We start from the raw sequence: 14,559 nt of genomic DNA, 5'->3' as shown, positions 1-14,559 counted from the left end.
GACAAGTCGCTGTATGCCAACCATGAGCCAAACCGAACCGCTAGACCAAGATCCCGTGTTCCAGCTAAAGGGCAGCATGCTCGCCATTACGGTGATGGAACTGGCCCGTAACGACCTCGAAAGCCTTGACCGGCAACTGGCCGCCAAGGTCGCCCAGGCGCCGAACTTCTTCAGCAATGCGCCGCTGGTACTGGCCCTGGACAAACTGCCGGCCACCGAAGGCGCGGTCGACCTGCCCGGCCTGATGCGCGTTTGCCGCCAACATGGTTTGCGCACCCTGGCGATCCGCGCCAGCCGCATCGAAGACATCGCGGCCGCGATTGCCGTCGATCTGCCGGTGTTGCCGCCCTCCGGCGCCCGCGAGCGTCCGCTGGACCTGAACGAAGGGGTGGTAGCGAAAAAACCGGAAAAACCACCGGAGCCGACCATCAAGCCGACGAAAATCATCACCTCACCGGTGCGCGGCGGTCAGCAGATCTATGCCCAGGGCAGCGACCTGGTGGTGATCTCGTCGGTCAGCCCGGGGGCGGAACTTCTCGCCGATGGCAACATCCATGTATACGGCCCGATGCGTGGCCGTGTGCTGGCCGGGGTCAAAGGCGACACGAAAGCCAGGATTTTCTGTCAGCAAATGAGCGCTGAACTGGTTTCCATCGCCGGTCATTACAAGGTTTCCGAAGACCTGCGTCGCGATCCTCTATGGGGTTCGGGCGTACAGGTGAGCCTGTCGGGCGATGTGTTGAACATCATTCGGCTTTAACGGATACTGCCGCATTTTCCAAGCATCTCTAAAACGTAGCGAAAACGGCTCAAACGAAGTAGGGAAAAGGTCGAAAGCAGTGTTTACCGGGGGTAAACGCCGCCAGGGACCGGGTTCCAGCCAAGGCTGTCCGACTGCAGTAGTTTTCAAGAGATGTTTTTCAGGGGCTAAAAGTCCTTTTTCCTTAGGGGTGAAACACCTTGGCCAAGATTCTCGTGGTTACATCCGGCAAGGGTGGTGTGGGTAAGACCACCACCAGCGCCGCTATCGGTACCGGCCTCGCTTTGCGCGGTCACAAAACAGTTATCGTCGACTTCGACGTCGGCTTGCGTAACCTCGACTTGATCATGGGTTGCGAGCGCCGCGTGGTGTATGACTTCGTCAACGTCGTCAACGGCGAAGCCAACCTGCAACAGGCCCTGATCAAAGACAAGCGCCTGGAAAACCTCTACGTGCTGGCCGCCAGCCAGACCCGCGACAAAGACGCGCTGACCGTTGAAGGCGTGGAAAAAGTCCTGATGCAACTCAAGGAAGACTTTGAGTTCGTGGTCTGCGACTCCCCGGCCGGCATTGAAAAAGGTGCCCACCTGGCCATGTACTTCGCTGACGAAGCGATTGTCGTGACCAACCCGGAAGTGTCCTCGGTTCGTGACTCCGACCGCATGCTCGGCCTGCTGGCCAGCAAGTCCCGTCGTGCCGAACAGGGCCAGGATCCGATCAAGGAACACCTGCTGATTACCCGTTACCACCCGGAGCGTGTCAGCAAAGGCGAAATGCTCGGCGTAGAAGACGTCAAGGAAATCCTCTCGGTGACCCTGCTCGGCGTGATCCCGGAATCCCAGGCGGTGCTCAAGGCATCCAACCAGGGTATTCCGGTCATTCTCGACGACCAGAGCGATGCCGGCCAGGCCTACAGCGATACCGTTGACCGCCTGTTGGGCAAGACCGTGGAACATCGTTTCCTCGATGAAAAGAAGAAGGGATTCTTCGAGCGCCTGTTTGGAGGCAACTAAGCAATGAACCTTTTTGACTTCTTTCGTGCCAACAAAAAGCAAAGCACCGCGTCGGTAGCGAAAGAGCGTCTACAGATCATCGTGGCGCACGAACGCGGCCAACGCAGCACCCCGGACTACCTGCCGGCCTTGCAGAAGGAACTGGTCGAGGTGATCCGCAAGTACGTCAATATCGGGTCCGATGACGTGCACGTCGCACTGGAAAGCCAGGGCAGCTGCTCGATTCTGGAACTCAACATCACCCTGCCCGATCGCTGAGTCGATCCGGCAGGAGCCACGGCGGCTCGATCATTCGAAACGCCTTCCCTGTGGGAGCTGGCTTGCCAGCGATAGCATCAACGCGTTGTGACAGTCAGACCGCGTTGCCTGCATCGCCAGCAAGCCAGCTCCCACAGAGAGGGGCGTATGAATGATCGAACCGCCGTTGGCGTTTGTAACGAGGCTGTTTAATGCCGCTGTCCAATATCCATATCATTCATCAGGACGCCGCCGTGCTGGTGGTGAACAAACCGACCCTGTTGCTTTCCGTCCCCGGCCGGGCCGACGACAACAAGGACTGCCTGATCACCCGCCTGCAAGAAAATGGCTACCCGGAAGCGCGAATCGTCCACCGACTGGATTGGGAAACGTCCGGCATCATTCTGTTGGCCCGCGACCCGGACACGCATCGCGAATTGTCTCGGCAGTTTCACGACCGCGAGACCGAAAAAGCCTACACCGCACTGTGCTGGGGTCAGCCGGAACTCGACAGCGGCAGCATTGACTTGCCGCTGCGCTACGACCCGCCGACCAAGCCACGCCATGTGGTCGACCATGAATTCGGCAAACATGCCTTGACGTTCTGGCGCGTGCTGGAACGTTGCGGTGACTGGTGCCGCGTCGAACTGACGCCGATCACCGGTCGCTCGCATCAACTGCGCGTGCACATGCTGTCCATCGGACATCCGCTGCTGGGCGACGGGCTCTACGCCCACGAACAGGCACTCGCCGCCTGGCCGCGACTGTGCCTGCATGCCAGCATGCTCAGTTTCACCCATCCCCAAACGGGCGAACGCCTGCGCTTCGAGTGCCCGGCACCGTTCTAATCCACAGGCGCAAAACCTGTGGGCGAGCTTGCTCGCGATGAGGCCGGCACATCCAGCGGGATGCTGGCTGACACTCCATCATCGCGAGCAAGCTCCCACAGGGTTCTCCTCCAGATTCAATATCTGCGCCCGCCTCAACCATCAGTGCGACGCCATTTACCAGGCCAATACGTTAAACTGGCGCCATTGCTGTCTGGAGTTAACACATGCGCGAAGAGTTGAACCAAGGCCTGATCGACTTCCTCAAGGCCTCCCCCACCCCGTTTCATGCCACTGCCAGCCTGGTTCAGCGTCTGGAAGCGGCGGGCTATCAACGTCTCGACGAGCGCGAGCCGTGGAACACCGAGGCCAATGGCCGCTACTACGTCACCCGTAACGACTCCTCGATCGTCGCGGTCAAAATGGGCCGTCATTCGCCACTGCACGGTGGTATCCGCCTGGTTGGCGCCCACACGGACAGCCCGTGCCTGCGGGTCAAGCCGCAGCCGGAACTGCAGCGCCAGGGTTTCTGGCAGCTGGGTGTCGAAGTCTATGGCGGCGCGCTGCTGGCGCCCTGGTTCGACCGCGACCTGTCCCTGGCTGGCCGCGTGACGTTCCGCCGCGACGGCAAGGTCGAAAGCCAGTTGATCGACTTCAAGGCACCGATTGCGATCATCCCGAACCTGGCCATTCATCTCAATCGCGAAGCCAACATGGGCTGGGCGATCAATGCCCAGACCGAGCTGCCACCTGTGCTTGCGCAATTTGCCGGCGACGAACGCGTGGATTTCCGCGCCGTGCTCACCGACCAACTCGCCCGCGAACACGGGCTGAACGCCGACGTCGTGCTCGATTACGAGTTGAGCTTCTACGACACCCAAAGTGCTGCCGTGATCGGCCTGCATGGCGACTTCATCGCCGGCGCGCGCCTGGACAACCTGCTGTCGTGCTACGCAGGCCTGCAAGCGCTGCTGAACGCCGACACCGAAGAAACCTGCGTATTGGTCTGCAACGATCACGAAGAAGTCGGTTCCTGTTCGGCCTGCGGCGCCGATGGCCCGATGCTGGAGCAGACGCTGCGCCGCCTGTTGCCCGAAGGTGATGAATTCGTACGGACCATTCAGAAATCCCTGCTGGTTTCGGCCGACAACGCTCATGGCGTGCACCCCAACTACGCCGACAAGCACGACGCCAACCACGGCCCGAAACTCAATGCCGGCCCGGTGATCAAGGTCAACAGCAACCAGCGTTACGCCACCAACAGCGAAACCGCCGGGTTCTTCCGTCACCTGTGCATGGCAGAAGAAGTGCCGGTGCAAAGCTTTGTGGTGCGCAGCGACATGGGCTGCGGCTCGACCATCGGTCCGATCACCGCCAGTCATCTGGGCGTACGCACCGTGGACATCGGCCTGCCGACCTTCGCCATGCACTCGATCCGTGAGCTGTGCGGCAGCCATGACCTGGCGCATCTGGTCAAGGTGCTGAGCGCGTTCTACGCCAGTCGCGAGCTGCCGTAACCCTTGAAAAACATCTCGAACAAGCCCGCGCCCACAGGAATTCGCATTAACCTGTGGGAGCGGGCTTGCCCGCAATCACATCAGCCAATTCAGCGCAAAGTTCATGATTGCAGTGATCCATTTCTGATACACCTCACTGCGCCCCATCAAAAGCCGCCTAAACTTTAACCATCCCTTTCGACAAGGCAGTCGCCATGATCTCGCTCTCCTCGTTCCACGCCATGCTGGTCCCGATTCTGGTCGGAATGATCCTGCTGGCCATCGGTTTCAATTTTCGCGACAAGAATCTCGGCGTGTTCGCCATGTGGATCGGCATGCTCACCATCCTCGCCACCGTGGTGTTCAAGATCCTCGCCAAACTCAACGAATAAATCCTCACCCCGACTCGCATTGAATTTCACGGGCTCGTACACTCGATCGACCCGCTCATCCCGAGGTTGACCGCCTAGTGTTCGCTCGCCTGTTCGCCCTACCGTGCCTGTTTCTTGTCTGCCTCATGACGCTGCTGCCGATGGCGCCTGCCCAGGCGGTCGGTTTGCCGGGCCTGCTCAACAGCTCGGGGAAGACCCAGCCCGAGGCGCAAGTGCCCTTGGGGCAATCCCTGGACGAAGTGATCAAGTCACTGGAGAACGATCAACAGCGCACCCAGTTGCTGGCAGACCTGAAGAAGCTGCGCGATGCCACGAAAAAGGCACAACCCACCGCGGAAGAAGGCGTGCTGGGGCTGATTGGCGGGACCCTGGCCAGTTTCGAAAAACAGTTTTCCGGCGTCGACAGCCCGATCACTCGCTGGTCCGACGAGTTCGACCTGGCCAAGGACGAACTGACTGCACTGGTGCTGCCGGCCAGTGAGTGGCTGCCGATGGTCTTCGCCTTCGCCATGATCCTGATGGTCTGGAGCCTGTTGGCGGCGGCGCTGATCTGGGTCAGCCATCGGGTGCGCATGCGCTTCGGCCTGACCGAAGAACTGCCGCAACACCCCAAGGCCCTGGACATGTTGCGTTTCGCCCTGCGCAAACTGGGGCCGTGGCTGATAGCCCTGGTCATCACGGTGTACATGAGCTACGCGCTGCCTTCGTCGTTGGGCAAGAGCCTGGCCATGGTGCTGGCGTATGCGCTGGTGGTCGGCACCTGTTTTTCGGCGATCTGCGTGATCGCTTTTTCCTTGCTCGACGGTCCCCACCGCCACCGCGCCTTGTACATCCTCCGGCATCAGGCCTTTCGGCCGTTATGGCTGATTGGCAGCTTCGCCGCGTTTGGCGAGGCGTTGAACGACCCACGCCTGATCGACGGCCTTGGCGTACACCTGGCGCATACCGCCGCGACCGTGGCCAACGTATTGGCGGCGCTGTCCACCGGGTTGTTCATCCTGCGTTTCCGCCGGCCGATTGCCCACTTGATCCGCAATCAGCCACTGTCCCGGCGCCTGACCCGCCGTGCCCTCAGCGATACCATCGATATCCTTGGCACCTTCTGGTACGTGCCGGCGCTGGTGCTGGTGGGGATTTCCCTGTTCGCCACCTTCGTCTCGGCCGGCGATACCAGCACCGCGCTGCGACAGTCGCTGATCTGTACCGTGCTGCTGGTGTTGTGCATGGTCATCAACGGGCTGGTGCGCCGCCATGCCCTCAAGCCGCAACGCGGGGGCAAGCGTCACGCACTGTACTCGGAACGCTTGAAAAGCTTCTGCTATACCCTCGCCCACCTGCTGGTGTGGCTGGCGTTCATCGAACTGGGTCTGCGGGTCTGGGGCATGTCGCTGATCCGCTTCACCGAAGGCGACGGGCATGAGGTCAGCGTCAAACTGTTCAGCCTCGGCGGCACCCTGATCTTTGCCTGGCTGATTTGGATTCTCAGCGATACCGCCGTGCATCACGCCCTCACCCGCTCGCGCAAAGGGCTGGCCAATGCCCGTGCACAGACGATGATGCCGCTGATCCGCAACGTGTTGTTCGTGGCGATTTTCATCATTGCGCTGATCGTCGCCCTGGCGAACATGGGCATGAACGTCACGCCGCTGCTGGCCGGTGCCGGTGTGATCGGCCTGGCGATCGGTTTCGGCGCCCAGTCGCTGGTGGCCGACCTGATCACCGGGCTGTTCATCATCATCGAAGACTCCCTGGCCATCGATGACTACGTTGACGTCGGCGGTCACCTGGGTACCGTCGAAGGCCTGACCATTCGAACCGTGCGCCTGCGGGATATCGATGGCATCGTCCACACCATTCCGTTCAGCGAAATCAAAAGCATCAAGAACTATTCCCGGGAATTCGGCTACGCGATCTTCCGGGTCGCGGTGCCTGCCAGCATGGACATCGACAACGCGATCAAACTGATGCGCGACGTCGGGCAGAAAATGCGCACCGATCCGCTGCAACGGCGCAACATCTGGTCGCCACTGGAAATTCAGGGCGTGGAGAGTTTCGAGTCCGGCAACGCGATTCTGCGCGCCCGGTTCAAGACCGCGCCGATCAAGCAGTGGGAGGTTTCGCGTGCCTTCAACCTGTCACTCAAACGCCATCTGGATGAAGCGGGCATGGACCTGGCGACACCGCGAATGAGCGTGCAAGTCATCACTGCTGGCGGCGGCCCGCAGAAGGAATAGCCCCCAACGTCTCAGACCACATCCACACCGACATGAATCGCATCATGTCGCCAGAACTCCAGATCGCAGTCGATCAGGCGTTCATGCTGATCGTAATTGACCCGCGCGATACGCAAGCCCGGGCTACCCACCGAAACGCGCAAAGCCGCCGCCGCATCGGCCGACAATGCGGTGGGCACAATCTCGAAGCGCACCCGGCCGTAGTGCAAATCGTAGTGTCGCGCGTACAACTCAGTGATCGACTGATTCAGATCGAACCCCAGAATCCCCGGAAAATACTGCGGGTTGAGGTAGTGCTCCACGTACAGCACCAACCGCCCATCGATACGCCGCGAGCGACAAATCTGAATCACGCTCGACAATGCCGGCAGCTGCAACCAGGCACAGACCGCCGCTGACGCCGGTTGCAATCGCGCCGAAATCACCTCGGTAGACGGCACCCGCCCCTGGGCGCTGACCATCGCGTGAAAGTGACTGCGCTGCATCAGGTTGTAGGCCAGGCGCGGCGGCGAGACGAACCAGCCACGACGCTCCTCGCGATAGATCTGCCCCTGGGCTTCCAGTTGCAACAAAGCCTCACGCACGGTGATCCGCGTGGTGCCGAACAGCTCACTGAGCTTGCGCTCGGCCGGCAACTTGCTGCCGGGAGCCAACAGCCCATGGTCGAGCTGCTCCTGAAGCACCTGGCCAATGGCTGTCACCGCTTTTACTGCCTCATCGCGCATCAATGTTACCTATCTGGACTAGACCAGCACTGTTTCGGGGCGGAACCGCACGACAAATCGGCTCGATCAACGTTCTGCAAGCGTAGGCAGTGCAGATGACTGAGAGATGACAACCTACCGAACGGTCATTCCGAACGTTATCCAAGGGTCGATTGGAAACCTGCAATTCACCGGCCAAGTCCCCTGTCCAGCGGGCCTTTGCCCATGGTCTACGCTTACCGGGCACCCTCCAATATCGGCCACATAAAAGTCTTGTCGGGCGACGAACGACATCAAAGTGTCATCGAGCCCCCTTAAATTGGCTCAGGTATTGCTGACCTAGACCAACACAACCGCAATCGCAGCGTTGAAAACGCCCATAGGAGCTTCGGAATGAAACAGCTTTTCCTGGCATCACTGTTAGGCTCGACCATTGCCATGTGCACCGCCGCCATGGCGGCTGATGATTTGAAAACCCTGGAAGCCGCTGCGAAAGCGGAAGGCGCAGTCAACAGTGTCGGTATGCCCGATGACTGGGCCAACTGGAAAGGCACCTGGGACGACCTGGCCAAGACCTACGGCCTGAAACACATCGACACCGACATGAGCTCGGCGCAGGAAATCGCCAAGTTCGCCGCTGAAAAAGACAACGCCAGCGCCGACATCGGCGACGTCGGTGCCGCCTTCGGCCCGATCGCGGTCAAGCAAGGCGTGGTGCAACCGTACAAACCTTCGACCTGGGACCAAGTGCCTGACTGGGCCAAGGACAAGGACGGCAACTGGGCACTGGCCTACACCGGTTCCATCGCCTTTATCGTCAACAAGAAGCTGCTGCACGGCTCCGATGTGCCAACCAAGTGGTCCGACCTCAAGGACGGCAAATACAAGGTTTCCATCGGTGACGTGAGCACCGCCGCCCAGGCCGCCAACGGCGTTCTGGCCGCCGCACTGGCCAATGGTGGTGACGAGAAAAACCTGCAACCTGCCCTGCTGATGTTTGCCGATATCGCCAAACAGGGCCGCCTGTCGATGGCTAACCCGACCATCGCCACCATGGAAAAAGGCGAGATCGAAGTCGGCGTGGTCTGGGATTTCAACGGCCTGAGCTACAAAGCCAAGATGGCCAATCCGGATGACTACGTGGTGCTGATCCCGTCCGATGGCTCGGTGATTTCCGGCTACACCACCATCATCAACAAATACGCCAAGAACCCGAACGCCGCCAAGCTGACCCGCGAGTACATCTTCAGCGATGCCGGCCAAACCAACCTGGCGCGCGGCAACGCCCGTCCGATCCGCGCCGAACACGTGAAACTGCCGGATGACGTGAAGGCCAAGCTGCTGCCTAACGAGCAGTACAAAAACGTCACGCCGATCAAGGACGCGGATGCGTGGGAGAAGACTTCCAAGGCACTGCCGCAGAAGTGGAACGAAGAAGTCATTGTCGAAATGAAGTGATGCTGTAGCCCGCCAGTTGACGGGCCAATGGAAATCCCTGTAGGAGCGAGCCTGCTCGCGATAGCGCACTTGCATTCAACACACTTGTTGACTGGCAGGGCGCCTTCGCGATCAGGCTCGCTCCCACAGTGGACCGAGTGAGTTCCGAATTCCCGTTTCACGGAGTCATTGCCCCTATGAAGCACAACGTCATCCTTGTCGTGCTCGACGGCCTCAGCTACGAGGTTGCCCGGCACGCCATGGGGCACCTGCAGGCTTATGTCGGCGCAGGACGCGCAGCGCTCTACAAATTGGAGTGCGAGCTACCGGCCCTGTCCCGACCGCTCTACGAATGCATCCTGACCGGTGTCGCGCCGATCGACAGCGGCATCGTGCACAACAACGTCTCGCGCCTGTCCAGCCAGCGCAGCATCTACCACTATGCCAGGGATGCCGGCCTGAAGACCGCCGCGGCGGCCTATCACTGGGTCAGCGAGCTGTACAACCGTTCACCGTTCGTGCCTGCCCGGGATCGCCATACCGACGACCCGGATCTGCCGATCCAGTACGGCCACTTCTACTGGAACGATCACTACCCCGACTCGCACCTGTTCGCCGACGCGGAAAACCTGCGCTTGCGCCATGCGCCGAATTTTCTGTTGATCCACCCCATGAACATCGACGATGCCGGGCACAAGCACGGTCTCGACACCCCGCAGTACCGCAACAGCGCCCGTTCGGCCGACATCATCATCGCCGACTACCTGCAAGGCTGGCTCGACGCCGGTTACCAGGTACTGGTGACGGCGGATCACGGCATGAACAACGACCGTTCCCATAACGGCCTGTTGCCAGAAGAACGCGAAGTACCGCTGTTCGTGCTCGGCGATGCCTTCAGTTTCAATGCCGACGCGGCACCGAAACAGACGGATATTTGCGGCACGGTCTGCGAGCTGCTGGGCGTGCCCCATGACAAACCCGTGTGCCGGGAGCTGCTCAAGTGAATGCCATGACTCGCGGCAAATGGCTGGCAGCCTTGTGCCTGGTGCCTTTCGCACTGTTCTTTATCGTGTTCGAAATCGCCCCGCTGGCATGGGTGATGATCAACAGCCTGGAATCGGAAGAGTTCGGCTGGGGCCTGGCCAACTTCAGCAAAATCTTCAACTCGAAGTTCTACCTGCAGGCGATCCAGTACAGCCTCGAGATCAGTTTCTGGTCCAGCGTATTCGGGATCATCATCGCCGTGCTCGGCGCGTATTCGCTGCGGCGGGTCGACTCGAAACTGCGCAACTTCGTCAACGCGTTCGCCAACATGACCAGCAACTTTGCCGGCGTGCCCCTGGCCTTTGCGTTCATCATCCTGCTGGGCTTCAACGGCAGCTTCACCATCATGCTCAAGCAGGCGGGGATCATTCAGGATTTCAACCTGTACTCGAAAACCGGGCTGATCATTCTCTACACCTACTTCCAGATTCCCCTTGGCGTGCTGCTGCTCTACCCCGCCTTCGATGCCCTGCGCGAAGACTGGCGCGAGTCCGCGGAACTGCTCGGGGCGAACGGCTGGCAATTCTGGCGCCACATCGGTCTACCGGTACTGACACCGGCACTGCTCGGCACCTTCGTGATCCTGCTGGCCAACGCCCTCGGCGCCTACGCCACGGTGTACGCCCTGACCACCGGCAACTTCAACGTGCTGCCGATCCGTATCGCGGCGATGGTCTCGGGGGATATCTCCCTCGATCCGAACCTGGCCAGTGCCCTGGCCGTGGTGCTGGTGGCCTTGATGACCCTGGTGACCATCGTGCATCAGCTGCTGTTGAAGAGGAGCTACCATGTCTCGCGCTGAATTGGGCCCCGTGGGCATTTACCATCGGGTAGTGGTGTACCTGCTGTTTGCGATCCTGTTGTTGCCGTTGCTCGGTACGTTTATCTATTCGATTTCCAGCAGTTGGTCGGCCACGATTCTGCCCAGCGGTTTCAGTATCAAATGGTATGCGCAGCTGTGGAGCGATCCACGGTTTCTCAGTGCCTTCGGCCAATCGCTGCTGGTCTGCATCGGCGCGCTGATTCTCTCGGTGGTGCTGATTCTGCCGCTGCTGTTCGTGGTGCATTACCACTTCCCGAAACTCGACGCGCTGATGAACATCCTGATCCTGCTGCCGTTCGCCGTGCCGCCCGTGGTGTCCTCGGTGGGCCTGCTGCAGCTCTACGGTTCCGGACCGTTTGCGATGGTCGGCACGCCCTGGATTCTGATCGGTTGCTACTTCACCGTCGCGTTGCCATTCATGTATCGGGCGATCACCAACAACCTGCAAGCGATCAACCTGCGCGACCTGATGGACGCCGCGCAACTGCTCGGTGCCAGCACCTTTCAAGCAGCGTTCCTGGTGGTGCTGCCGAACCTGCGCAAGGGCTTGATGGTGGCGTTGCTGCTGTCGTTCTCGTTCCTGTTCGGTGAGTTCGTGTTCGCCAACATCCTCGTCGGCACCCGTTACGAAACCCTGCAGGTCTACCTCAACAACATGCGAAACAGCAGCGGCCACTTCACCAGTGCGCTGGTGATTTCCTACTTCTTCTTTGTGCTGGTTCTGACCTGGGCGGCCAATATCTTGAACAAGGACAAAAGCGAATGAGCTATGTCAGCGTCCAACATCTTCAAAAGAATTACGCGGGCACCACGGTGTTCAGCGACATCAACTGCGAAATCCAGAAAGGCGAGTTCGTCACCCTGCTCGGCCCGTCCGGTTGCGGCAAGTCGACGCTACTGCGCTGCATCGCCGGCCTGACCTCGGTAGATGGTGGCAAGATCCTGCTCGATGGTGTTGATATCGTCCCATTGAGCCCGCAGAAACGCGGAATCGGCATGGTGTTCCAGAGCTACGCACTGTTCCCCAACATGACCGTGGAGCAGAACGTCGCCTTCGGTCTGCGCATGCAAAAGGTCAACGCCGACGACAGCCACAAGCGTGTTGCCGAAGTGCTGAAACTGGTCGAGTTGAACGACTTTGCCTCGCGCTATCCGCATCAACTGTCTGGCGGCCAATGCCAGCGCGTGGCTCTCGCCCGCTCGCTCGTCACGCGACCACGCCTGTTGCTGCTGGATGAACCGCTGTCGGCGCTTGACGCGCGAATTCGTAAACACTTGCGCGAACAGATCCGTCAGATCCAGCGCGAACTGGGCCTGACCACGATCTTCGTCACCCACGATCAGGAAGAAGCGCTGACCATGTCTGACCGCATTTTCCTGATGAATCAGGGAAAAATCGTACAAAGCGGTGACGCCGAAACCCTGTACACGGCGCCAGTGGATGTGTTCGCCGCCGGTTTCATCGGCAACTACAATCTGCTGGACGCCGACGCCGCCTCGAAGCTGCTGCAGCGGCCGATCAGCCATCGCATCGCCATTCGCCCGGAGGCCATCGAACTGAGTCTCGACGGCGAGCTGGACGCGCAGGTGCGCAGCCACAGCCTGTTGGGCAACGTGATCCGTTATCGCATCGAAGCCCGCGGCGTGGAGTTGGTGGTGGATGTGCTCAACCGCTCGACGTCCGATCTGCACCCCGATGGTCAGCGCCTCGCGCTTTCCATCGATCCGACGGCGCTGTGTGAGGTAGCCTGATGCCCTTGTTGATGTTGAAGAGAGAACTGCACTGATGGCCCTGGCAATTTTTGATCTGGACGAAACCCTGATCCACGGCGATTGTGCCTCGCTGTGGAGCGAGCAAATGGCCCGTCTCAACTGGGTCGACGGCGAATCCTTCCTGCGCCGCGACAGGGAATTGATGGACGCCTACGGCCGGGGCCACCTGGCCATGGAAGACTACATGGCCTTCAGTCTCGAACCGTTGATCGGGCGCACGCCGGAAGAGATCGAGCACTTGGTCAGTCCATGGGTGGAGGAGATCATCGAACCGATCATCTTCAGCGGCGCCACCCGCGCTATTGCCGAGCACCGCAAGCTCGGCGATCGCATTCTGGTGATCTCCGCCTCGGGCACGCACCTGGTGCGACCGATTGCCGAACGCCTGGGCATCGACGAGATTCTCGGCATCGAGCTGGAAGTGGCTCACGGGGTCTATACCGGCCAAACCGTGGGCACTCTGACCTACCGCGAAGGCAAGATCACCCGGCTGCTGGAGTGGCTGGATGCGGAAGAGGAAAACCTGGAAGGGGCGAGTTTCTATTCAGACTCACGCAACGATTTGCCGTTGCTGTTGAAGGTGGATTTCCCGCATGTGGTCAATCCGGATCCCGTGCTCCTTGAGCACGCCGAGAAAGCGGGCTGGCCGATCCACCTCTGGAAATAACAACGATCCCCTGTGGGAGCTTGCTCGCGATTCAGGCGACGCGGTTTAGCTGTCAAACCGCGTCATCGTTCATCGCGGGCAAGCCACGCTCCCACAGGATTCAGCTCAAGCTTTCGTCGATCACCAACACCACCTTCCCCGCCACCTTGTTGCTCGCCAGCTCCGCGAACGCCGCTTCGGCGTCCTTGATCGCAAAGGTCCTGGCCAACTGCGGGCTCAAACGCCCTTCGGCAAACAACGGCCATACCTGCTGGCTCAGATCGCTGAACAGATCGGCCTTGAACTGCTCGTCGCGGCTGCGCAGGGTCGACCCCAGCAACTGCACGCGCTTGGCCAGTACCTGAGCCAGGTCCAGCTTCGCCTCGCGGCCACCCATCAGGCCAATCAGCACCCAGCGTCCGTCCTGCTCCAGCAGCTTGAGGTTCAACGCCGAATAATTACCGCCCACCGGGTCGAGGATGACATTGAACGGTCCCAGGTCGCTCAAGCTCTCCAGATCGGTTGTGCGCACCACGCCACCCTGGGCTCCGAGCGCTTCGCAATACGCCAGACGCTCGGCAGACCCCACGCTGACCCAGCACGGGTTACCAAACGCCTTGCACAACTGAATGGCAGCTGAACCAATTCCACTGGCGCCGGCGTGCAGCAGAACTTTTTCACCAGGCTTGAGCGCTGCGAGTTGAAACAAGTTCAACCAAACGGTCGCATACACTTCCGGCAACGCGGCGGCTTCGACCAATGACATTCCGTCGGGAACCGGCAACACATGCCGTCCGTCGACAACCACCTCTTCGGCCATCCCGCCCCCGGCCAGCAAGGCGCAGACCCGATCCCCCAATTGCCAGGACGAGCCCGGCCCGACCTCGCTGATCACCCCCGAACACTCTAGACCAAGCACCTGGCTGGCCCCCGGCGGCGGCGGATACAAACCTGCTTTCTGCAACAAATCGGCACGATTGAGACCTGCTGCCGCCACTCGGATCCGAACTTGGCCGACATCACATGCCGGACTTGGCTCTTCAACCCACTCCACTTGACCGTCAACGCCTTGCAATGCTTTCACAGTGCCTCCATAGTGAGTCTGGACTGAGCCCGAAGCTGTAGCGCCGGGCTTTTTGCATCATGCGACCGGCCCTTGTGGAACCGGCGACT

15 protein-coding genes are annotated in these 14,559 nt (G+C 60.3%); 13 read left to right on the top strand and 2 right to left on the bottom strand.

Annotated elements, in window-relative coordinates; translation table 11 throughout:
* Nucleotides 1-22 precede the first annotated feature (22 nt).
* The 7 genes from minC to F7R06_RS08875 all read left to right on the top strand — a co-directional run bounded on the left by minC (nucleotide 23) and on the right by F7R06_RS08875 (nucleotide 6,959).
* A complete protein-coding gene (gene minC / locus F7R06_RS08900; RefSeq protein WP_090327481.1) occupies nucleotides 23-760 on the top strand; it encodes a septum site-determining protein MinC in 738 nt (245 codons plus the stop codon).
* Nucleotides 761-960: 200 nt separating this feature from the next.
* Nucleotides 961-1,773, top strand: a complete 813-nt coding sequence (gene minD, locus F7R06_RS08895) for a septum site-determining protein MinD (RefSeq protein WP_090324072.1) — start codon at nucleotides 961-963, stop codon at nucleotides 1,771-1,773.
* A gap of 3 nt (nucleotides 1,774-1,776) precedes the next feature.
* Nucleotides 1,777-2,031, top strand: coding sequence for a cell division topological specificity factor MinE (gene minE, locus F7R06_RS08890; protein ID WP_007974947.1), 255 nt, complete (start codon nucleotides 1,777-1,779; stop codon nucleotides 2,029-2,031).
* A gap of 191 nt (nucleotides 2,032-2,222) precedes the next feature.
* Nucleotides 2,223-2,858: an RluA family pseudouridine synthase gene (locus F7R06_RS08885; RefSeq protein WP_090324073.1), complete on the top strand. Its 636-nt coding sequence runs from the start codon at nucleotides 2,223-2,225 to the stop codon at nucleotides 2,856-2,858.
* Nucleotides 2,859-3,064: 206 nt separating this feature from the next.
* Nucleotides 3,065-4,354, top strand: a complete 1,290-nt coding sequence (locus F7R06_RS08880; protein WP_090324075.1) for a M18 family aminopeptidase — start codon at nucleotides 3,065-3,067, stop codon at nucleotides 4,352-4,354.
* A 194-nt stretch (nucleotides 4,355-4,548) separates the two neighbouring features.
* A complete protein-coding gene (locus F7R06_RS30725; protein ID WP_162842378.1) occupies nucleotides 4,549-4,725 on the top strand; it encodes a hypothetical protein in 177 nt (58 codons plus the stop codon).
* A gap of 77 nt (nucleotides 4,726-4,802) precedes the next feature.
* Nucleotides 4,803-6,959, top strand: a complete 2,157-nt coding sequence (locus F7R06_RS08875; protein WP_090324077.1) for a mechanosensitive ion channel family protein — start codon at nucleotides 4,803-4,805, stop codon at nucleotides 6,957-6,959.
* An 11-nt stretch (nucleotides 6,960-6,970) separates the two neighbouring features.
* Here the strand turns inward: F7R06_RS08875 and F7R06_RS08870 are convergent, their stop codons facing one another.
* Nucleotides 6,971-7,684: a UTRA domain-containing protein gene (locus tag F7R06_RS08870; protein ID WP_090324080.1), complete on the bottom strand. Its 714-nt coding sequence runs from the start codon at nucleotides 7,682-7,684 to the stop codon at nucleotides 6,971-6,973.
* 372 nt (nucleotides 7,685-8,056) lie between these two features.
* On the opposite strand from F7R06_RS08870, the gene F7R06_RS08865 reads away from it, so the two are divergent.
* The 6 genes from F7R06_RS08865 (at nucleotide 8,057) to F7R06_RS08840 (ending at nucleotide 13,407) form a co-directional block, all read left to right on the top strand.
* Nucleotides 8,057-9,121, top strand: coding sequence for an ABC transporter substrate-binding protein (locus tag F7R06_RS08865; RefSeq protein WP_090324082.1), 1,065 nt, complete (start codon nucleotides 8,057-8,059; stop codon nucleotides 9,119-9,121).
* A 176-nt stretch (nucleotides 9,122-9,297) separates the two neighbouring features.
* Entirely contained in the window at nucleotides 9,298-10,104 is an 807-nt protein-coding gene (locus F7R06_RS08860; protein ID WP_090324084.1) for an alkaline phosphatase family protein, read from the top strand.
* A 5-nt stretch (nucleotides 10,105-10,109) separates the two neighbouring features.
* Nucleotides 10,110-10,946 (top strand): ABC transporter permease, encoded by an 837-nt coding sequence (locus F7R06_RS08855; RefSeq protein WP_162493946.1) that lies wholly within the window; start codon nucleotides 10,110-10,112, stop codon nucleotides 10,944-10,946.
* The gene (locus tag F7R06_RS08850) at nucleotides 10,933-11,733 is read left to right on the top strand and encodes an ABC transporter permease (protein WP_090324088.1); all 801 of its coding nucleotides are present in this window, start codon (nucleotides 10,933-10,935) and stop codon (nucleotides 11,731-11,733) included. Before F7R06_RS08855 ends, F7R06_RS08850 begins: the two co-directional genes overlap by 14 nt.
* Nucleotides 11,730-12,719: an ABC transporter ATP-binding protein gene (locus tag F7R06_RS08845; protein ID WP_090324090.1), complete on the top strand. Its 990-nt coding sequence runs from the start codon at nucleotides 11,730-11,732 to the stop codon at nucleotides 12,717-12,719. Before F7R06_RS08850 ends, F7R06_RS08845 begins: the two co-directional genes overlap by 4 nt.
* 34 nt (nucleotides 12,720-12,753) lie before the next feature.
* Nucleotides 12,754-13,407 (top strand): HAD family hydrolase, encoded by a 654-nt coding sequence (locus F7R06_RS08840; protein WP_090324092.1) that lies wholly within the window; start codon nucleotides 12,754-12,756, stop codon nucleotides 13,405-13,407.
* 100 nt (nucleotides 13,408-13,507) lie between these two features.
* Here F7R06_RS08840 and F7R06_RS08835 read toward each other — a convergent pair whose 3' ends face one another.
* The gene (locus F7R06_RS08835) at nucleotides 13,508-14,470 is read right to left on the bottom strand and encodes a zinc-binding dehydrogenase (protein ID WP_090324093.1); all 963 of its coding nucleotides are present in this window, start codon (nucleotides 14,468-14,470) and stop codon (nucleotides 13,508-13,510) included.
* Between the last annotated feature and the right edge of the window lie 89 nt (nucleotides 14,471-14,559).

This window comes from Pseudomonas moorei, from assembly GCF_008801475.1.
In the GTDB taxonomy this organism is placed as follows: Bacteria; Pseudomonadota; Gammaproteobacteria; order Pseudomonadales; family Pseudomonadaceae; genus Aquipseudomonas; species Aquipseudomonas moorei.
This window is presented reverse-complemented; position numbering and strand designations above follow the sequence as displayed.

Coding starts and splice junctions, on each gene's coding strand:
- minC (WP_090327481.1), top strand. CDS start 23: ATGAGCCAAACCGAACCGCTAGACCAAGATCCCGTGTTCCAGCTAAAG.
- minE (WP_007974947.1), top strand. CDS start 1,777: ATGAACCTTTTTGACTTCTTTCGTGCCAACAAAAAGCAAAGCACCGCG.
- F7R06_RS08885 (WP_090324073.1), top strand. CDS start 2,223: ATGCCGCTGTCCAATATCCATATCATTCATCAGGACGCCGCCGTGCTG.
- F7R06_RS08880 (WP_090324075.1), top strand. CDS start 3,065: ATGCGCGAAGAGTTGAACCAAGGCCTGATCGACTTCCTCAAGGCCTCC.
- F7R06_RS30725 (WP_162842378.1), top strand. CDS start 4,549: ATGATCTCGCTCTCCTCGTTCCACGCCATGCTGGTCCCGATTCTGGTC.
- F7R06_RS08870 (WP_090324080.1), bottom strand. CDS start 7,684: ATGCGCGATGAGGCAGTAAAAGCGGTGACAGCCATTGGCCAGGTGCTT.
- F7R06_RS08865 (WP_090324082.1), top strand. CDS start 8,057: ATGAAACAGCTTTTCCTGGCATCACTGTTAGGCTCGACCATTGCCATG.
- F7R06_RS08860 (WP_090324084.1), top strand. CDS start 9,298: ATGAAGCACAACGTCATCCTTGTCGTGCTCGACGGCCTCAGCTACGAG.
- F7R06_RS08855 (WP_162493946.1), top strand. CDS start 10,110: ATGACTCGCGGCAAATGGCTGGCAGCCTTGTGCCTGGTGCCTTTCGCA.
- F7R06_RS08850 (WP_090324088.1), top strand. CDS start 10,933: ATGTCTCGCGCTGAATTGGGCCCCGTGGGCATTTACCATCGGGTAGTG.
- F7R06_RS08845 (WP_090324090.1), top strand. CDS start 11,730: ATGAGCTATGTCAGCGTCCAACATCTTCAAAAGAATTACGCGGGCACC.
- F7R06_RS08840 (WP_090324092.1), top strand. CDS start 12,754: ATGGCCCTGGCAATTTTTGATCTGGACGAAACCCTGATCCACGGCGAT.